18 protein-coding genes are annotated in these 18,878 nt (G+C 40.5%); 12 read left to right on the forward strand and 6 right to left on the reverse strand.

What is annotated here, in order from left to right; genetic code table 11:
• Positions 1-38 precede the first annotated feature (38 nt).
• The 3 genes from GO816_RS04085 (at position 39) to GO816_RS04095 (ending at position 4,654) form a co-directional block, all read left to right on the forward strand.
• On the forward strand, positions 39-908 hold the full coding sequence (locus GO816_RS04085) for a DUF5694 domain-containing protein (RefSeq protein WP_157540060.1): 870 nt from the start codon (positions 39-41) through the stop codon (positions 906-908).
• Between the two features lie 166 nt (positions 909-1,074).
• Positions 1,075-2,811, forward strand: a complete 1,737-nt coding sequence (locus tag GO816_RS04090) for a phospho-sugar mutase (RefSeq protein ID WP_157540061.1) — start codon at positions 1,075-1,077, stop codon at positions 2,809-2,811.
• Between the two features lie 166 nt (positions 2,812-2,977).
• Positions 2,978-4,654, forward strand: coding sequence for an alpha-amylase family protein (locus GO816_RS04095; RefSeq protein ID WP_198171409.1), 1,677 nt, complete (start codon positions 2,978-2,980; stop codon positions 4,652-4,654).
• Between the two features lie 25 nt (positions 4,655-4,679).
• Here GO816_RS04095 and GO816_RS04100 read toward each other — a convergent pair whose 3' ends face one another.
• Together GO816_RS04100 and GO816_RS04105 are read right to left on the reverse strand one after the other, a co-directional pair.
• Positions 4,680-5,039, reverse strand: a complete 360-nt coding sequence (locus GO816_RS04100; RefSeq protein ID WP_157540062.1) for a hypothetical protein — start codon at positions 5,037-5,039, stop codon at positions 4,680-4,682.
• A 212-nt stretch (positions 5,040-5,251) separates the two neighbouring features.
• On the reverse strand, positions 5,252-6,052 hold the full coding sequence (locus GO816_RS04105; protein ID WP_157540063.1) for a methyltransferase, TIGR04325 family: 801 nt from the start codon (positions 6,050-6,052) through the stop codon (positions 5,252-5,254).
• A gap of 211 nt (positions 6,053-6,263) precedes the next feature.
• Between GO816_RS04105 and recA the strand changes: the two genes are divergently transcribed.
• From recA to GO816_RS04120, 3 genes are all read left to right on the forward strand, one after another.
• Complete coding sequence (gene recA, locus GO816_RS04110; RefSeq protein ID WP_157540064.1) at positions 6,264-7,283, forward strand: recombinase RecA; 1,020 nt, start codon at positions 6,264-6,266, stop codon at positions 7,281-7,283.
• Positions 7,284-7,410: 127 nt separating this feature from the next.
• Positions 7,411-8,646 (forward strand): hypothetical protein, encoded by a 1,236-nt coding sequence (locus GO816_RS04115; protein WP_157540065.1) that lies wholly within the window; start codon positions 7,411-7,413, stop codon positions 8,644-8,646.
• Between the two features lie 85 nt (positions 8,647-8,731).
• A complete protein-coding gene (locus GO816_RS04120) occupies positions 8,732-9,766 on the forward strand; it encodes an aldo/keto reductase (protein WP_157540066.1) in 1,035 nt (344 codons plus the stop codon).
• 73 nt (positions 9,767-9,839) lie between these two features.
• On the opposite strand, the gene GO816_RS04125 is transcribed toward GO816_RS04120, so the two are convergent.
• Positions 9,840-10,409, reverse strand: a complete 570-nt coding sequence (locus GO816_RS04125; protein ID WP_157540067.1) for a C40 family peptidase — start codon at positions 10,407-10,409, stop codon at positions 9,840-9,842.
• Between the two features lie 180 nt (positions 10,410-10,589).
• Between GO816_RS04125 and msrA the strand changes: the two genes are divergently transcribed.
• The 4 genes from msrA (at position 10,590) to GO816_RS04145 (ending at position 13,413) form a co-directional block, all read left to right on the forward strand.
• Positions 10,590-11,135 carry a peptide-methionine (S)-S-oxide reductase MsrA gene (gene msrA / locus GO816_RS04130; protein ID WP_157540068.1) on the forward strand — a complete coding sequence of 182 codons (546 nt, stop codon included), beginning with the start codon at positions 10,590-10,592 and terminating at the stop codon, positions 11,133-11,135.
• Positions 11,136-11,249: 114 nt separating this feature from the next.
• Positions 11,250-12,050: a 5'-nucleotidase, lipoprotein e(P4) family gene (locus GO816_RS04135; protein WP_157540069.1), complete on the forward strand. Its 801-nt coding sequence runs from the start codon at positions 11,250-11,252 to the stop codon at positions 12,048-12,050.
• Positions 12,051-12,120: 70 nt separating this feature from the next.
• Positions 12,121-12,987 (forward strand): aldose 1-epimerase family protein, encoded by an 867-nt coding sequence (locus GO816_RS04140; protein ID WP_157540070.1) that lies wholly within the window; start codon positions 12,121-12,123, stop codon positions 12,985-12,987.
• An 87-nt stretch (positions 12,988-13,074) separates the two neighbouring features.
• The gene (locus GO816_RS04145; RefSeq protein ID WP_157540071.1) at positions 13,075-13,413 is read left to right on the forward strand and encodes a hypothetical protein; all 339 of its coding nucleotides are present in this window, start codon (positions 13,075-13,077) and stop codon (positions 13,411-13,413) included.
• 58 nt (positions 13,414-13,471) lie between these two features.
• Here GO816_RS04145 and GO816_RS04150 read toward each other — a convergent pair whose 3' ends face one another.
• Both GO816_RS04150 and GO816_RS04155 read right to left on the reverse strand, forming a co-directional pair.
• Complete coding sequence (locus GO816_RS04150; protein WP_157540072.1) at positions 13,472-16,198, reverse strand: DNA gyrase/topoisomerase IV subunit A; 2,727 nt, start codon at positions 16,196-16,198, stop codon at positions 13,472-13,474.
• Positions 16,199-16,422: 224 nt separating this feature from the next.
• Complete coding sequence (locus GO816_RS04155; protein ID WP_157540073.1) at positions 16,423-16,935, reverse strand: YdeI/OmpD-associated family protein; 513 nt, start codon at positions 16,933-16,935, stop codon at positions 16,423-16,425.
• Positions 16,936-17,103: 168 nt separating this feature from the next.
• Here GO816_RS04155 and GO816_RS04160 point away from each other — a divergent pair, with 168 nt between their 5' ends.
• Both GO816_RS04160 and GO816_RS04165 read left to right on the forward strand, forming a co-directional pair.
• Entirely contained in the window at positions 17,104-17,529 is a 426-nt protein-coding gene (locus GO816_RS04160) for a nuclear transport factor 2 family protein (RefSeq protein ID WP_157540074.1), read from the forward strand.
• Positions 17,530-17,822: 293 nt separating this feature from the next.
• Positions 17,823-18,248: a nuclear transport factor 2 family protein gene (locus GO816_RS04165; RefSeq protein WP_157540075.1), complete on the forward strand. Its 426-nt coding sequence runs from the start codon at positions 17,823-17,825 to the stop codon at positions 18,246-18,248.
• Positions 18,249-18,311: 63 nt separating this feature from the next.
• Here the strand turns inward: GO816_RS04165 and GO816_RS04170 are convergent, their stop codons facing one another.
• A complete protein-coding gene (locus GO816_RS04170; protein ID WP_157540076.1) occupies positions 18,312-18,809 on the reverse strand; it encodes a cytidine deaminase in 498 nt (165 codons plus the stop codon).
• Positions 18,810-18,878: the final 69 nt, after the last annotated feature.

Below are 18,878 nucleotides of genomic sequence, written 5' to 3' on the forward strand. Positions count from 1 at the left end.
CTTTGTAATTATTGCTCTATTCTTCTAAAAATACAACAATGAAACTTTTACGTTTAGCTATACTCCTTTGCTCATCCATTCCGGCTGTTGTGAAAGGGCAAGCCACCTCTACTAATGCCAAAACCAATATTATGTTTTTGGGTTGCACCCACTTTGGGCAGGAGGCTTTTTACAAACAAGCACCTTCTACTGATTTATTCAGCTCTGATCGTCAAAAAGATGTTACTGAAATAAACCGCCAGCTGGCACTTTACAAACCCGACCTGGTTTTAATTGAATGCGAACCTGCCGAACAACACACCGTTGACAGCTTGTATAATTTATTTAAAGCCGGCAAACTTAACTTTAATCAACTCAATTATGGCCGGGCCGAGGCTTACCAGTTTGGCTTTAACCTTGCCAAAGCTTCGGGGCTTAACCATGTATTTGGTGTTGATTATTATAACGGCCTTTCAACACGGTTAATTAAGGAGGGAGAAGGCTTACAATTTTTTGGTGAAGGTTTATCGGCCTTTTCAAATTTCGGGCGTTCGGTTGATAAGCAGTTGAAAGATAACGTTATCAATTTAAAGCAATACCTGCTTAAGCTAAACTCGCCCGATACTTATGCACTCACATATTACACGTTATTCATCAATCCAGCCAGAGTTACCAACGGAGCCTTTGGTAAGCTTGATGCCTCAGTTGACAGCGCGCACGTAGATAAAAAATTTATTGGAGCCGAATATATCTCCATTTTTTACAACCGCGAGCTTAAAATATTCAGCAACATTTTAAGTGTACAGCAGGCTACAAAGGGTAAGCGCATACTAGTTATAATGGGGCAACGCCATGCAGCAGTATTATCTAAAATTATTGAAAATGATCCGGCTTTTACGGTGGTGCCTTTAAGCCGGCATTTAAAATAAGAACGCATCAGTTATCGCTTTATAAAACTTTAATCATTTAATGCACACAAATTAACCTGCTGTTTGTATCATTACAACATTTAGTATTATCAAACAGGGTAAATTATAAAAACTCCAATTTTTTACCATATTTGAACTTACAACAATACTTCAAATCACAATCCATATGCAAGAATTAGATCCAGCCATTTTAGATAAGGCTAACGCCTGGCTTAAGGGAAATTATGATGCCGATGTTAAGCAACAGGTGCAGAAATTAATTGATGATAAAGCTTACACCGACCTTACCGATTCATTTTACAAAGATCTTGAATTTGGAACGGGCGGTCTTCGCGGCTTAATGGGTCCGGGTTCAAACCGCATTAACAAATACACTATTGGCGCAGCTACACAAGGCCTTGCCAACTACCTGAAAAAAACCTATCCGGGCGAAAAAATCAAAGTTGCTATTGCACACGATAGCCGTAACAACTCTGATGTTCTTGCCGGCATAACTGCCGATGTGTTTTCGGCCAATGACATATATGTGTACTTTTTTAAAGCTTTGCGCCCAACGCCTGAGCTTTCATTTGCTGTACGCCATTTAGGTTGCAAAAGCGGTGTAATGCTTACAGCTTCACACAACCCAAAAGAATACAATGGATATAAAGCTTACGGCGAAGATGGTGGTCAGTTTGTTGCCCCTCATGACAAAGCTGTAATGGACGAAGTAGCTGCCATCAGCAGTGTTGATGAAGTTAAGTTTACCCGCAATGAAGCTAATATTGAATTCATTGGTGAGGAAATAGATCAGCTATACTTGGATAAAATTACAGCGCTATCAGTATCGCCGGAGGCTATCAAACGTCAAAAAGATCTTAAAATAGTTTACTCACCGTTACACGGTACCGGTGTTACCCTGGTACCTAAGGCACTGGAGCAATTTGGTTTTGAAAATGTAACCGTGCTTGAATCGCAGGCTACTCCTGATGGCAACTTCCCTACCGTGGTTTACCCTAACCCTGAGGAAAAAGAGGCTCTTAACCTGGCTATGGAAAAAGCTAAAGAAATTGATGCCGACCTGGTTATGGCTACCGACCCTGATGCTGACCGTGTGGGTATTGCCGTTAAAAATGACAAAGGTGAAGTAGTTTTACTTAACGGCAACCAGGTTGCAACCCAGCTAATTAACTACCTGTTATCGGCCTGGGAAGAAAAAGGCAAGTTTACCGGTAAAGAGTACATTGTAAAAACCATTGTAACCTCTTACCTTATTGATACTATTGCCAAAGATAAAGGTGTAGAATGCTACAATACCCTTACCGGCTTTAAATATATTGGCGAACTGATGACCAAATTTGAAGGCGAAAAAACCTTTATTGGCGGTGGTGAAGAAAGCTACGGTTATTTAATTGGCGATATTGTTCGTGATAAAGATGCTGTGGTATCGGCCGCATTTATTGCCGAAATGACTGCTTTTTATAAAGACAAAGGCAGCAGCCTGTTTGAGGCTTTGGTAGATACTTACCTGAAATATGGTTTCTACAAAGAAACGCTTATATCAATTACCAAGAAAGGTAAAACCGGCGCCGAAGAAATTAAGGCCATGATGGAGCAGTACCGCACTAATCCTCCTGCTACATTAGGTGGATCTAAAGTAATTGCGTTAAAAGATTACGAACTACGCAAAGAAACCGACCTCACATCCAACACTGTAACACCAATTGATTTACCAAAGTCAGACGTGTTGCAATTTGTTACCGAAGATGGTAGTATTATTTCGGCACGCCCGTCAGGTACTGAGCCTAAAATTAAGTTTTACTGCAGCGTGAACACCAAACTGGCCAGCAAAGAGGCTTTCCACGAAACTGAAAAACAACTGGACGAAAAGCTAAAAACCATTATGCAAGACCTAGGCGTATAACGTTCTTTACTTGTTTAAATATTATAATCCCGGGGCCTCAGCTCCGGGATTTTTTGTTGGCAGATAAACAATTATGAAGTATGCGCTTTATGTATATACATACTTATAAGCGCTTATGGTTTCAAATTACGCTCGCTACTTTGTTAATTTATCTATTATGTGCCTTGTGGCACTTATATCTGCCTGCAGCAATGGCGAAAAGAAAGAGCAAACAGTAAGTGCTAATCGCTGGTACATGAACAGCATCATTTACAATGTTGAGGTACGTGTATTTAAAGATAGTGACGGTGATGGGATAGGCGATTTTAACGGCCTTACTCAAAAAATCCCATACTTAAAATCTCTTGGCGTTGATGCCGTGTGGCTGGCGCCTTTCCAACCAACCTCATATCGTGACGATGGATACGACGTTATGGATTACTACGGCATCGATACTAAAACAGGCACTAAAGAAGATTTTGATTCATTTATTAAGGCGGCTCACAAAGCCGGCATTAAAGTGGTGATGGATGTTGTGCTTAACCACACCTCAAACAGTCACCCGTGGTATCAAAAGGCCCGATTGGATAGCACCTCCAAATATTTTAACTGGTATGTATGGTCAAAAGCGAAGCCGAAAAATTTTGATGAGGGCATGGCCTTCCCAGGCGTGCAAAACGAAACGTGGACTTATGATGAGGTAGCCAAAAGGTATTACTTTCACCGGTTCTATGACTTTCAGCCCGATTTAAATTTTGAGAACAAGGAGGTACAGGCCGAAGGAAAAAAGATTTTGACCTACTGGCTTAACCAGGGGCTTGATGGCTTTAGGTTAGATGCCGTACCCTTTATTATCGACAAGCCAGCCGAGGGTGACGACGCCGAGCCCATGTATAATATTCTTAGCGACCTAAATGCTACGGTTAAAAAGCTAAACCCGGATGCCATTTTATTAGGCGAAGCTAACGTAGCACCTGATAAAAATAAAGTCTTTTTTGGGGAGAACGGCAGTCGTTTACAACTCATGTTTAATTTTTATGCCAACCAGTATCTTTTTTACTCACTGGCAGATGAGCATGTAAGCACGTTTAAGGAGGCCTTGCAGAAAACGCATGAAAAGCCGACCGAATCGCAATGGGCATATTTTATGCGCAATCATGATGAGATAGACCTTGGCCGCTTAAGCAGCAAAGAACGTAACAAAGTTTATGAAAAGTTTGGCCCTGAGAAGAGCATGCAGCTTTATGACCGGGGAATACGCCGACGCCTGGCACCCATGATCAATGATGCTAAAAAACTTGAGCTCTGCTACAGTCTGCTATTTTCGCTTCCCGGAACACCTGTAATAAGATACGGCGAGGAAATTGGCATGGGCGATGACCTTACGCTTCAAGAAAGACTCTCGGTACGTACGCCTATGCAGTGGTCGTCTGGCGCTAACTCAGGATTCACCAGTGGAAACAAGCCCTACCGCCCCTTGATAAACATGGGTGAATACCGTTACCAGGCAGTTAACGTTGACTTGCAATCAAAAAATTCACAGTCTTTGCTTAGCAAAATAAAGCAGTTAATTGCTGCCCGTAAGGCTCATCCTGAAATTGGCTTGGGCGCATGGAATGTTTTAGATACAGGCGCAGATGAAGTTTTGGCCATTGAGTATACTTATGAGGGCCGCAAATCAATTGTTGTACATAATTTTAGTAAGCGGCGTTTGGAGAAAGTTGAAATTTCTATGAAAAATGCCAGCAGCTCAGTAATTGAAAATGTAATTAATCCTACAGAAAAGCTTAATCTAAGTAACGGACGCCTGACTTTAGCTCTAAATGGATATGAATACAAATGGTATAGTTTGAAAGAGCAATAGCAGCAAATTAATTACATCATTATATTCAATACAACGTTTTCGTTACTTGCCCATCATGGTATTCCTTCACTTCGTGCAAGTGCAAATTACCTCTGTCATCGGCAGTAAAAGATTTTGTCATTGAGTCTAAACGCCTATGGTGGTCTAAGTAAATTTCTGTAAATGTAATTCTATCCCGGCCAATAGTATGGGTGCCTTTAGTGAGCAACACTTTGTTACGGCTGGCCTTCATCCAGGCGCTGCACAAACTCCGCGTTTGACCGGCGCGGTAAACAACAAAAAAAGCTCCATCTAAATTTCCATCATGAACGTAGTAATCTTCTTCATATAAACTATAGTCGTATTTACCCAAACTAAAGTTTTTAATAAGCTTTTTATTTGGCATTTTAAAGGCACTTAAGCTTAGCAGCATAGATGCAGTTAAAGCTGCCCCTAACGTATACTCACAAACAAACTTCTTATTAACAATTGGGTTTAATTTAAATGAACTGCAATTTAGCATAAGGATAATTAGTGAAGTATTTCACTGCCAAATTAATACTTAGCTACATTCTGTTTCAGCCCTTTAACTATTTTTAACAATTGCCATGAAATAAGCTATCTACGCTTCCACAACTTACCGGTATAGTTAAGTTCATCTAACCCTAATGCTACCTTTTGCCCCGATTCAAAACCGAACACTTCTTCAAAAGTGTCTTCCAAAAAGTCATTCATTTTTTGCTCGCTGAAAAACCAGCATGGGTAGGAGGCATCATAAAAAGCAGGAGGCACTTTTTGTATGGTTAAGCGATCCTCTGGTCCGTCTATAAAAGCGGTACGATCAATTATGAGATAAGGTATGCTACTTTGCTTAACTTTATTTAGAAGCTTATATGGTGCTTCCATATATTGTAATGAGCTGCTGAACATCAATAACTGAGGCTCGTTTTTAACCAGCACTTCATCCAGCGAGTAGTGAAATTTCAAATGCGCATTTTCAAAATTGCGCTTACCTTCATCAACAAACATTTGCTGCTCTACCAAATGCCACTGTAATGAATTTAAATGCTTAAGAAAGGGAAGGTTTTGCCTGTACGATGTACCGAGCGAGCCGCCATAATCTACCACACTCAAGTGATTATTATTTTGCGATGCTATCCACAACAATGAGGATAAAATGGGGTAAAATATCTCCACTTTTTGCTGAGCTATGCCATCGCGTTCATATTTAGCCTCACCATTTTTAACTTTTAACGCTGCTTCACTAACCCGCTGCAACACACTTTGCGCGTTGTAGCCTGTAGTTTGTTGTAACGCCTGCTCCCAGCTTTTATAGTCACCATGCCAGCCGTAGCGGGCGCTGTATCGCATAATGCGTTTAATTATCGTTGGAACAAAATCTCCTTTTTTAAGCGACATAGATGGTATGTGTTATTTTGTAAGGTTTATACTTGTGCAAATATTTAGCCACTGTAAATTGAGCAGTTTATAAACAATTAGCATCAAACAATTCAAGCTCAATTATGCTATATTCACAAGCAATAAAACCAAAAGCATCAGTTAAAAATATTTACTAATTTTTTTAGTATTTAATTATTTACTTCTTATATTTGTATACAATATAAACACGATGAGTAACGTAAACGCAGATAAATTAAAAGCACTACAGCTAACATTAGATAAGCTGGAAAAATCATACGGTAAAGGTACCATTATGAAATTGGGCGATACCGTTATTGAACCCATTGAAGTAATACCTACAGGCTCATTAACACTTGATTTAGCTTTAGGTGTTGGCGGCTTACCAAAAGGCCGTGTAATTGAAATTTACGGTCCGGAATCTTCAGGTAAAACTACTTTAGCCATACACGCTATTGCAGAGGCTCAGAAAAAAGGTGGCATTGCTGCATTTATTGATGCCGAGCATGCTTTTGACCGTTTTTATGCTCAAAAGCTAGGTGTTGATGTTGAGAATTTATTAATTTCTCAACCAGACAACGGTGAGCAAGCCTTAGAAATCGCTGACAACCTGATCCGTTCAGGAGCTATTGATATATTAGTTATTGACTCGGTTGCAGCCCTTGTACCAAAAGGTGAAATTGAAGGTGAAATGGGCGACTCTAAAATGGGTTTACAGGCCCGCTTAATGTCGCAAGCCTTACGTAAGCTTACCGGTACCATTAGCAAAACCGGTTGCTGCTGTATATTTATCAATCAGCTGCGCGATAAAATTGGCGTTATGTTTGGTAACCCGGAAACTACTACCGGTGGTAACGCCCTTAAATTTTACGCTTCGGTACGTTTGGATGTACGCCGTATATCACAAATTAAAGATACTGATGAGGTATCAGGTAACCGTGTAAAAGTTAAGATTGTTAAAAACAAGGTTGCTCCTCCATTCCGCCTGGCCGAATTTGATATCATGTTTGGCGAAGGTATTTCAAAAGCAGGTGAAATTATTGACCTAGGTGTTGAGCACAGCATTATTAAAAAAGCCGGATCATGGTTTAGCTACGGTGACAGCCGTTTAGGACAAGGCCGTGATGCCGTTAAGCAACTAATTATTGACAACCCTGAGCTTGCAGAAGAACTGGAAAATAAGATTAAGGAAGTTGTTTCGGGTGAAGAGATTACACCTGCAGAAGATTAATATTTAGTATAGTTTTTATTTAGCCACTCTTGCTGCGCGCAGAGTGGCTTTTTTGTTTCCATACTTTCGATGATAGTTAATGTAATATCATATATTGGTACACATAAACACTTATCACAACACTCAAATGAACAGGATGAAACTTCTGTTGCTGATGCTTTTGCCATCTGCAGTTTTTGCACAGGCAAAATACCTGCCGGGCTATGTAGTTGAAAGCAACGGAGACACACTCAAAGGCGTTATCAACTACCATCCGCAAAACTCAACACCAAAGTATTTTGAATTTAAAGCTAATCCCGAACAGAAAACGCCGGTTGTTTACACCCCTACCGATGTTAAAGCGATCAACGTGCTTAACGCTGCCACTTTTATTACTTACTCGGGCAAAGTATCAATGGATAAAAACAAATTTCCTGATATACCAACCGCAATTGATACCATTACACAACAGCAGCAAATATTTTTAAAAGTAACTTATATTGGAGACAACGTTGGTTTAGCCGAACAAGAGGATGCAACAAAACACCGTTACTTCTTAACCGAAAACAACACCGCTGCAACTGAGCTGATATATTACCAGTACTACGCTAACATTGATGGCAGCCGTACCGTGCGAACAGCCGAAATGTATAAACAAACACTTAAAAACGCAGCAAACCGCTATAGCAACAACCTTGAAACTATGGCGCTTATTGATAACACCACATTTACAGCCAGCAGTCTTACCCGTGTGCTTAAGTTGATGAATAAAGACAATAAAGTTGAAGAAAAGAGCTTTGTAGTGGGTATACACGCCGGCGTTAGCTTAAACGCAGCACGATCGGGCTTGTATGGAAACAGCGTATTTACCGGAGACGCGTCATGGTCTTACCTTCCACGTGTTTTGGCAGGAATTGAACTCTCTGATCACCGTATTCTTAAAAACCTACGCTTTAAACTAGATTTTACTTTTACAGGTGTAAAGCCACGTTTTAACAAAACAATACAGGTAGGTGCAACAAATATTACCAACGAGTACAGCTACGAAATTGACCATTATTACTTTTCTGCCATTCCAAACGTTACTTACAATATCATCAACAGTAACCGGTTCAGGCTTTTTGCAGGAGTTGGTTTATCATTAAATTACGGAACCTCAAGCAAAATTACTTTCAAGCGCAATTTATCCCAGTTTAATGATCTTAAAAACTTACAAAGCTCCTGGACGTCTACCCCATTGCAATTGGGCGTAACGCTAAATAAGAGATTAGATATTTACGGTAACTTCACGTATTCTAACCGTGTTATGCTGTATGATCAGTTTTTCCTTACCGGAAGACATTTCGACTTTGGCTTGCGTTATAGGATCACCAAGGCTTATTGACATAACCCTGTTTTATAACTGAAAAATGCCTGACAAATAATTAAAAAACATAGTGTTACTTTGACACACTAAAAAACTACATACTATGGAATACAGGCAATTAGGTGCATCGGGTTTACATGTACCGGTATTAAGCTTTGGTACAGCAACCTTCGGCGGTGGTAATGACTTTTTTAAAGCTTGGGGAAATACCCAATTAAATGAAGCAAAGCAATTAATTAACCTTTGCCTTGATGCAGGTGTTAATTTTTTTGACACGGCCAATGTGTACTCGCATGGCGTATCTGAAGAAATTCTGGGTCAGGCGCTTGAAGGTTTACGCAACAAAGTACTTATATCTACCAAGGCTACTTTCCCTATGGGATCGGGGCCAAATGATTTTGGTTCGTCTCGCTTCCACTTGCTTGAGCAGGCCGAGGCAAGCCTACGCCGTTTAAAAACAGATCATATAGATATATATCACCTGCATGGGTTTGATGGCAACACTCCGGTTGAAGAAACCTTAAAAGCCCTTGATGATTTAATAACCAGTGGCAAAGTACGTTATATCGCCTGTTCTAACTTCTCGGGCTGGCATTTGATGAAGTCACTGTCTGTATCTGAACGCTACGGTTGGGCACGGTACATAGCACATCAGGCTTACTATTCTTTGCTCGACAGAGAATTTGAATGGGAATTGATGCCTTTGGGTATTGATCAAAATGTAAGCACTATTGTTTGGAGCCCGTTGGCATCAGGCCAATTGGGCGGTAAGTTCCGTCGCGGCCAGCCAATACCGCAAGATAACCGCCGCAGCCAGGGAGGTTCACATGGCCCTGAAACCAATATGGAGCGCCTATATACTATTGTTGATGCGCTTGACGAGGTTGCTGAAGAAACAGGAAAATCAGTTGCACAAGTTGCGCTAAACTGGGTTTTACAACGCCCTACTGTGGCCAACATTATTATTGGTGCCCGTAACGAGGAACAATTAAAGCAAAACCTTGCAGCTGTAGGTTGGAACTTAAGCATTGAGCAAATTAAAAAGCTTGATGCGGCAAGCGAAACACCTGCCGTTTATCCGTACTGGCACCAGCGTCAAAATACAAAGCTTAATCCGCTGCCAAACTTTTACAAGTAAAAAAAAGCCCGCCTCTACTGCATATTGAGGCGGGCTTTTTTATATGTGTCATAGTAGCGAATTCAATGCATAATTAATAATCTCCTTTAAAAATGCGAAGTGTTTTAACGTACCTGCCCTGGTAATATGAATTTAACGGCGTTTCGGTAACGCCGTTAGCCTTGCCTGATGTTGAATGGATAAAAACGGGTTCAGCACCGGTTTGAGTAAGAATACCCATATGGCCTACCACCCGCTTGGTACTATCGGTACCGGTAAATAAAATTAAATCACCGGGTTTAGCCTGGTTTATAGGTATCTCTTGCTTTACATAAGTAAAATCAACTGATGAACGTGGCACTGCTATATTGAAGTGGTTAAATACGTAAGTAATAAAGCCTGAGCAGTCAAATCCCTCATCAGGTTTAAGCGAACCATACTTATATGGAACCCCTATCAGTGTTTTTGCATAAGCTATCAGCTCAGCAGGCTTGGTAGTACCTGTGTTGATAGTTACCTTAGGCTGTTGAGCGTCGACTATAACGGGTTTTACAGAAGGCTCATTATCTTTTGGAATGTAGTTTTCTTGCAATGTATTGTTTTGACCGCAAGAGTGAAACAGTATGGCAGCGGCAAATAGGTAAGTTTTGTAAATGATAGGCATTTTTAGCTAACACATTTACAGTTAAAAAGTTAGAGCCATAACAACCATTACTAATTCGCTCTAATTGTAATTATGCAAACTATGAAGACGTCTAACACATATCAATTTCCAATCGCTCACAATATTTAACCTTCAATTACAAAAATATCACCAGTGGCATGCTTTTAGTACTGCCACGGTATGAACTTACAAAAGGCGACATTTGGCGGAGGCTGTTTTTGGTGTACGGAAGCTATATTTCAGATAATTAAAGGAGTGAAGTCGGTTGTTTCAGGCTATATGGGCGGAGAAATAGAAAACCCTACTTATGAGCAAATTTGTGGTGGAAAAACAGGACACGCCGAGGTTGTTGAAGTTGAGTTTGATGCGGATGAAATAAGTTACAATGATTTACTCTTTGTTTTTTTTGAAACTCACGACGCCACAACCCTTAACCGGCAAGGAAATGATGTGGGAACACAATACCGTTCGGTTATTTACTACCATAATAAGGAGCAAGAGCAACAAGCCAAAGAGATGGTTGCGCAACTTACAACTGAAGGTATTTACAGCAACCCAATAGTAACTGAAATTAGCCCGGTTGGTACCCTTTACACCGCCGAATCATACCATCAAAACTATTTTAATAACAACACTTACAAGCCATACTGCACCTTTGTAATACAACCTAAGCTCAACAAATTTGCCCGAAAGTTTACTGAAAAGGTTAAGGCTGGAGCTGTTTGAAGAAAGGCGGGGAATTCAATGATGTAATTATTAAGATAAGCCATTTAAGCAAACGGGTAACTGCTATACTTATTAAAAGTATACTATAACTTTGCGGTTTAAAGCAAAGTGCTCATGAGTAAGAAAGTTTTTATTGGTATGCTTGGCATTGTGTTAGCCTCTTGCACAGCAACCAAACAAGCAGTGCAGCAAACATCTGTTACAAACAGTGGTAAGGTTTGGTCATCTTTATGGCAGCAGCGGTCGGCCGAGTATAGGGCGCTATGCTTTCAAGCCTACAACCTGGCCAAACTCAGGCTTGATGAAGCGCTGGCTAAAAAAACTAATAAACCATTAGCCATAGTAACCGATATTGATGAAACTGTGCTGGACAATAGCCCGTATGATGCGTCACGCGCTATTAGTAATCTGGAATATGACGCAGCGACCTGGAAACAATGGACTGCTAAAGCTGCGTGCGATACCGTTGCCGGAGCTCCGGCATTTTTTAAATATGCAGCAAGCAAGGGTGTTGCCATCTTCTATATAACCAACCGCGATGAAGATGAACAGGCAGGCACGGTTAAAAACCTCCAAAAGTTTAATATGCCTTTTGCTGACGATGAACATGTTATACTTAAAGCTGGCACATCGAGCAAGGAACCAAGACGATTGAATGTACTCAAAGGCTATGATATTGTGCTTTTATGCGGCGACAATTTGCCCGACTTTGATGCGGTATATGATAACCACCCCACTGAGCAAAAGCGTAATGAAGCAACTGCTAAGCTTTCGGGAAAATTTGGAAGCAAATATATTATATTGCCTAACCCATCATACGGTGATTGGGAAGGCGCACTGTTCAACTTCAATTACGGACTGAAAGCCGCACAGAAAGATTCAATAATTAAAGCCAAGCTAATAACCGAAAAATAGAGGTGATTACCGTATGAGTGATGGTGATGGTGAAAATGTTTAACTTAGCGTTATCATCATCAACATCCCTATGGTAACAATAGAAAACGAATTCCTTAAAGCTTCAATTAGCAGTAAGGGTGGCCAGCTTACATCGCTAATTAATAAGGCCTCACAAACTGAATTGATATGGCAGGCTAACGAGCAGATATGGCCTTGGCATGCCCCCAATCTTTTTCCTATAGTTGGCGGTTTAGTTAATAATGAGTTAAGGGTAAACGGAACAACGTATAATTTGTCAAGACACGGGTTCGCCCGTCAATCTGATTTTAGCATTGCCGAAGCTAACCCTCACCATGCCGATCTTGCGCTGCATTGCAATGAACAAACGCTGGCGGTGTACCCTTACAAGTTTGCTTTCCATATTTTATATGACCTTATTGACAATGCGCTAAGAATCACTTACAAGGTGATAAACCTTGACGATAAAGCTATTTACTTTTCGGTGGGTGCGCACCCCGCATTTAATGTACCATTTAACAATGGTGATAATTACGAAGACTATTTTATTGAATTTGAAGTTGCCGAAGAGCTTAACTCGCATGTATTATCGGCCGAGGGATATTTTACCGGGGAAACTACCCCTATAAAACTTGAAGGTAAAAAATTAGCGCTAACCCGTAATCTTTTTGATAATGATGCTCTCGTGTTTAAAAACATACAGTCAAAGGTGGTTACTATAAAATCTGCAAAGTTTGATCAATCAATCACCGTTGAATATCCGCATTATAACCACTTAGGTATATGGGCAAAACCGGGTGCCAATTTTGTTTGCATTGAACCCTGGCTTGGATATGCCGATGATGTTGTGCCGGCAAGTGATATAAGTGAGAAACCGGCCATACAAAAACTCGAAAAAGGACACGTTTTTGAATCGCCCTACTACATTAGTATTTAACGTTAGCTTGAGGATAATTGAACATTTTTAAAACATTACTTACCTGTTGAAGGTAATCTGTTTATTATTCAATTAATCTACAATCATATGAAAAAGATTATTTATCTATTTATGACAACGTTGATGTTAAGCTTTGTTGCCTTTACATCAAACGCGGCTACCACTGATGCTGGCGTTAACTACAAAGAGTACTACGCAAACAAAAGCGTTGAAGAAAGAAACGCGCGCGTAGAAGAAATCAAAGCCCGTGTTGACGAGATCAGAGCAATGGACAAATCTGACTTGAGCAAAACTGAGCGCAAAGAGTTAAGAAAAGAACTTAGAGAGCTTAAAAAAGAAGCTAACGCTGCTGCTACCAGCGGTGGTATCTATCTTTCAGTAGGTGCTATCATTATCATCATCTTAGTACTTATCCTGATTTTATAATCAGTATACCAATCACTCTAAAACAATAAAGGAGCCTTATAGGCTCCTTTATTGTTTATTAAAATAATGATCCCTGCTGACCATTGTTTATATCAATATCTTCGGGATTGGTAATTTCGAAACCTACATTTTTCGCAGCCTGTTCGGGTGTTGAATCAGGTACCTGTTTTGGTTCGGCCGGGTTGGTTACATCAGCAATAATCTGTGTATCGGCCACTGAATCCGGCGCCGGGTCGGGTACATCTTCGGCGTCGTCATGCTCGGCAATCAACTCTACCGTTTGTATAGTATGCGCCGAAAGCCGGTTACCCATGGCCTTCATGCCCTTAACGTCAATCAAATCAGTTAAGTTTAATTCGGCCAGCTCGGGCGTTTGAGCCTTACCTTTGAGCTGCTCAACCTTAACCACAGCCTGCGCCGCCCCTGATATGATGATCAGCTTCGAACCCGGCTCCTCACTTATAAAACTGGTTTGCTTGCCAACTACTATGTTTTCAAACACAAAGCGCTTAACCAGGTAGTTTTTTGATTTACCATCGTAATGTATAACCGAGTAAACCTTTTCGGCGTCATACTTTTCTATTAACATCATCTTATCATCAAAATGATTGTTAAGATCAAAGCTGGTAAGCTCATATACCCCGTTTGATAGGATGGTCAATATCTTATCCTCACCATCAAACTCGCCAAGGTAACGCCCACGGCTGTCGGCATTTAAACGTTTAAGTATATCATCATACCAAATTTTACGCCCCGCCAAGGTTGATACACCTTTAGATTTTAAAAGAATTTTCTTAACCGGGTACTTGGTAACCTGGTTACCCATTGATCCTCTGCCTTTAATAGCAATCTCGGCAAAATCCTGGTCAAACTGGAGTCTTTTTAGTTTACTATGCGGCTTAAGCTGCACGGTAACCACCTCGGCCTCTCCATTTAGATTTGCTGTAAAGTATAATACCTTGGTGCCTTTGGTACCCTTTGTTAAATCATACTCCTTATCGCGCGTTACGCCTACTACCGAGAAACGTTTAACGTACGTGGTACCACTTTCACCGTCTTTATAAATCATGTTGTATACGGTGCGTTCGTCGTTCTTTTTAAACACCGCTACATGAATAATATTTTTGCCTACAAAGGCCTTATCCTGCATTTTAGTAATGATGCACTTACCGTCTTCCCTGAATACGATAATTTCGTCAATATCTGAACAGTCGCAAACAAACTCTACGTTTTCATCACGCTTAATGCCCGAGCCTATAAAGCCATCTTGCTTGTTAACATATAGCTTTACGTTGGCAAGGGCCACTTGTGCAGCCTCAACTTTATCAAAGGTGCGAAGTTCGGTTTTACGGCCACGGTCTTTACCGTATTTCTCTTTGAGTTTGGTAAACCAGGCTATAGCATAATCAGTCAGGTGCTTCAGGTTGTAATTAACGTCCTTAATTTCAGCCTCCAGCGCTTTCATTTGCTCATCGGCCTTTTTAACGTCAAAGCGGGTAATGCTGCTCATTGGTTTATCAATAAGCTTCTTATAATCCTCCGGAAGTATGGTGCGGTAAAATTGCGGAAAGAACGGCTCAAACAAGCGGTTCAATACTTCAACCACGGTGTCAAAATTACCTGAGCTTTCATAATCAGGATTTTTGTACATACCCTCCTGTATAAATATTTTAAGTAATGAGCTAAAGAATATTTTTTCCTTTAATTCATTCAGCCTTATTTCAAGCTCAAGCTTAAGCAGGGCTTTGGTATGATTGGCACTGTGAATAAGCACATCGTTCACACTCATAAAGTGTGGCTTATCATCTAATATTATGCAGGTATTAGGAGATATAGACACCTCGCAATCGGTGAAGGCATATAGTGCATCAATAGTTACATCGGGTGATATTCCCGGTGCAAGGTGCACTACTATTTCAACATTTTGGGCAGTGTTATCTTCAATTTTCTTGATTTTAATCTTGCCCTTATCATTTGCCGAAATTATACTGTCAATTAACCCACCTGTGGTTGTACTGTAAGGAACCTCGGTAATCAACAGCGTCTTTTTATCCTTTTCAATAATTTTAGCTCTCACACGTACTTTACCGCCGCGCTGGCCTCCATTATAGTTGGTGGCATCAGCCATACCGCCTGTCAAAAAATCGGGCAGTAAGTTTGGCCGGTTACCCTTCAAGGCTTCAACGGCAGCATCAATCAACTCTACAAAGTTGTGCGGCAGTATTTTGGTAGCTAAACCTACAGCAATACCGTCAGCACCTTGTGCCAGCAATAAAGGAAACTTTACTGGCAAGGTAATAGGCTCGCGGTTACGGCCATCGTAGCTTGCCTGCCATTCTGTAGTATCGGGGTTAAATACAACTTCGAGGGCAAACTTTGTAAGTCTTGCCTCAATGTAACGCGGTGCCGCAGCCGAATCGCCTGTTATTGGATCGCCCCAGTTACCCTGGCAATCAATCAAAAGGTTTTTTTGCCCTATCTGCACCATGGCATCACCAATAGATGCATCGCCATGGGGGTGATACTTCATGGTGTTACCTATAACATTGGCTGCTTTATTGAAGCGCCCGTCGTCCATTTCCTTAAGCGAGTGCAAAATGCGACGTTGCACAGGTTTCAAGCCATCATGTATATGCGGAACGGCACGATCAAGTATTACATACGAAGCATAATCTAAAAACCAGTTTTCGTAAAGCCCGTCGAGCGGTATTACGTTATGCATGGTTTCGCCATTTACCTGCAATGCGTTTTCTTCGTGTTCGTTGGTATCTAAACTTTCTGACATAGTATCGTAACTGCAAATTGAAGGTGATACACTTCAAGCAAATATTATCAGCCGTTTAATTGCTAATAAAATTAGCCAAATATACTAAAAACAAGCTAAACAACCTATTATTGCTGCCTTAAACCTGCCGTAAAAGCGCTTAAGTTACCTTTTATTTATAAGAGTACATTACTGGCAGGCAAATAGTTAACCTGCACATTAAGCACGATATATCACGCAGTAATTTATTGATTGCGCTCGCGCCCGGCACGTATCATCTGACCATAGTCCATACCGTTTGCCATGGCGTGGCAAATCATACCTATACGCTTAGCGCGGGTAGCAATGGTTTTAGCACTGTTTAGCCAGTTCACAAAGTAACGGCGGTGCGATTCAGGAAGGCTATCAAAGTAACTTAATGCATCAGTATCATCGGTAAGACACTCGTGCAAGTCATCAGGCACCACTAATTTAAAATCAACGTCCTCTTCTATACTCACCTGTAACATTGCTCCCTCACGCTTGTGCATTCCTTTGCGCATATCAGCGTTGAGGGTAAGAATAAAGTTCCCGTCGCCCATGGGCATCAATGCAACGCCTGCTATCTCAAAGTTATCGAGCGTACCCCTAACCCTGAAGGATTTTTTATTACCTGGCTTTAATTGCTGAGCAACATCAGCCGGTACATCAATGTACGTCCAACCGGTTTTTTCGCCTTGCTCGGCAAACTTTAAAATCAAAGCTGTATACGTTACCATATTAACATTTAAAAGCACATTAAACAGCCACAAGCAACCTTAATGCACTTAACTTTTACAGATGTTATAAATATTCAATTATAATAAAAAATAGTGTAACGTTTAATGAGGTATGGTAGTCATAGAAGTATAAAACAAATAAATACACAAACTTAATCTCACAACAATATGAAAACCTTAAAATCAATAATATTAGGCTTAGCTTTATTAGTAACAGCAAACGTTGTTAAAGCTGATGAACCATCAACAATCAAACTAACAAAATCAAATGCCATTGATGCATACATAAGCAGCGTTACCTTGGGCCAAAATACAGACCTTAACAATGTGATTGAGCACAATGCAAAGTTTAACATACTACGTGGCAAACAAGTAATGAGCTTTAGTAAGGCTGATATGCTGAAGTTCTCTAAAGAAAATCAAAACATCCGTCAGGATTGTACCACTTCGGTAACTGAAGTTGAAAGCAACGACGATATGACCATTGTTAAGGTTGATATGAATTACGGAACGTTTAACCGTACCAACTATGTAACTGTGGCCAACACAGGCGATGGCTGGAAAATTACCAATGTATACTCCATATTCAAATAAATAAAAATTTAAACTTATAAAAAGCCGGCTCAATTGAGCCGGCTTTTTTGTTTTACTACAATTATTACGATTAAGTAACAGGAGATGTACATATTACTATCCAATAAACGGTACTATGTATTACAATATTCTTAATTTTTGTTAGTTATTGCGCCGTTTAATCCCCCTGTTACAGGCAAGTTGTTAACGATATGTTAAATGTTTACGCTTAGCATAAAATAGTGTAACGTTTGGTGTAATGGTGCTGTCTTATATACAGAAACAAAAACATAAGAACCTTAAAACTTTAAAATATGAAATCCTTGAAATCACTTGTAGCAGGCTTAGCTTTATTAGTAATTGTCAATGTTGTTAAAGCCGAAGAACCAAACGTAGCCCGTTTAACAAAAAGTTATGCAGTAAGCACCTACGTTAACATGATGACCCGCGGCCTAAACGCGGGATTGAGCGATGTTTTTGAAAGCAACGCTAAAATCAACATTCTACGCGGCAAACAGGTACTAAGCTTTAGCAAAGCAGAGATGCTAACGTTTGCCGGCGATAACAAAAACATCCAGCAAAACTGTACTACTTCAGTAACCGAAGTTGAAAGCAATGCCGATATGGCCATTGTTAAGGTAGATATGAAGTACGAAAAATTTACCCGCACCAATTATGTAACAATTGCCAACACCGGTGAGGGCTGGAAAATTACCAACGTATACTCAGTATTTAAATAATAGATTTTTGTCAGATAATAGTTTTAGTTAACAAAAAGCCGCTGCGAGAGCGGCTTTTGTAATTTATACAGGTACTGTGGCCAGCCTGTCTTCAAAAAACATAAAAGGCAAAAAGCTGTCGGCGCCATTTGTTGCCCAGGTTACGCCCTCTTTACAATACAACAGCGTACGTATTGGCATTAATTGCTTTTTTTCAAACTCGGCCAATACCTGCAGGCATGATCCGCAGGGAGTAATGGGCTTTTCAATTTTAAACTTACTGGTATGTGCGGTAACAGCCATGGCTTCAACCGGGTCGTCGGCAAAATTAGCGCTCCATGTGAACAGCGCTACGCGCTCGGCACAAAGCCCTGATGGGTAAGCGGCATTTTCCTGGTTACTGCCGTACACAATACGCCCGCTTTTGAGCCGCAGCGCTGCGCCGACCTTAAAATTAGAATATGGAGAATGAGAACCACTCAGGGCTTTCTCGGCTTCAAGGCACAGTGCCTTGTCACTTTCATTAAGCTCCTCAAAAGTTTGGTACTCCTCAAAAGCTATATTTATGTTATGTTTTACCATTGCTTAACCCGCTAACAAACGCGGGGAAACAATGTAAGCAAAAAACATTACAAATTATACGGTGCGATA

The sequence above is a fragment of the Mucilaginibacter aquatilis genome (assembly GCF_009755275.1).
Lineage (GTDB): Bacteria > Bacteroidota > Bacteroidia > Sphingobacteriales > Sphingobacteriaceae > Mucilaginibacter > Mucilaginibacter aquatilis.

Bases quoted from the DNA above. Each gene is read 5' to 3' on its own strand.
- GO816_RS04090 (WP_157540061.1), top strand. From the start codon at position 1,075: ATGCAAGAATTAGATCCAGCCATTTTAGATAAGGCTAACGCCTGGCTT.
- GO816_RS04125 (WP_157540067.1), bottom strand. From the start codon at position 10,409: ATGCCTATCATTTACAAAACTTACCTATTTGCCGCTGCCATACTGTTT.
- GO816_RS04165 (WP_157540075.1), top strand. From the start codon at position 17,823: ATGAAATCCTTGAAATCACTTGTAGCAGGCTTAGCTTTATTAGTAATT.
- GO816_RS04140 (WP_157540070.1), top strand. From the start codon at position 12,121: ATGGTAACAATAGAAAACGAATTCCTTAAAGCTTCAATTAGCAGTAAG.
- GO816_RS04150 (WP_157540072.1), bottom strand. From the start codon at position 16,198: ATGTCAGAAAGTTTAGATACCAACGAACACGAAGAAAACGCATTGCAG.
- msrA (WP_157540068.1), top strand. From the start codon at position 10,590: ATGAACTTACAAAAGGCGACATTTGGCGGAGGCTGTTTTTGGTGTACG.
- GO816_RS04145 (WP_157540071.1), top strand. From the start codon at position 13,075: ATGAAAAAGATTATTTATCTATTTATGACAACGTTGATGTTAAGCTTT.
- GO816_RS04160 (WP_157540074.1), top strand. From the start codon at position 17,104: ATGAAAACCTTAAAATCAATAATATTAGGCTTAGCTTTATTAGTAACA.
- GO816_RS04170 (WP_157540076.1), bottom strand. From the start codon at position 18,809: ATGGTAAAACATAACATAAATATAGCTTTTGAGGAGTACCAAACTTTT.
- GO816_RS04155 (WP_157540073.1), bottom strand. From the start codon at position 16,935: ATGGTAACGTATACAGCTTTGATTTTAAAGTTTGCCGAGCAAGGCGAA.
- GO816_RS04115 (WP_157540065.1), top strand. From the start codon at position 7,411: ATGAACAGGATGAAACTTCTGTTGCTGATGCTTTTGCCATCTGCAGTT.
- recA (WP_157540064.1), top strand. From the start codon at position 6,264: ATGAGTAACGTAAACGCAGATAAATTAAAAGCACTACAGCTAACATTA.
- GO816_RS04085 (WP_157540060.1), top strand. From the start codon at position 39: ATGAAACTTTTACGTTTAGCTATACTCCTTTGCTCATCCATTCCGGCT.
- GO816_RS04100 (WP_157540062.1), bottom strand. From the start codon at position 5,039: ATGCCAAATAAAAAGCTTATTAAAAACTTTAGTTTGGGTAAATACGAC.
- GO816_RS04105 (WP_157540063.1), bottom strand. From the start codon at position 6,052: ATGTCGCTTAAAAAAGGAGATTTTGTTCCAACGATAATTAAACGCATT.
- GO816_RS04135 (WP_157540069.1), top strand. From the start codon at position 11,250: ATGAGTAAGAAAGTTTTTATTGGTATGCTTGGCATTGTGTTAGCCTCT.
- GO816_RS04120 (WP_157540066.1), top strand. From the start codon at position 8,732: ATGGAATACAGGCAATTAGGTGCATCGGGTTTACATGTACCGGTATTA.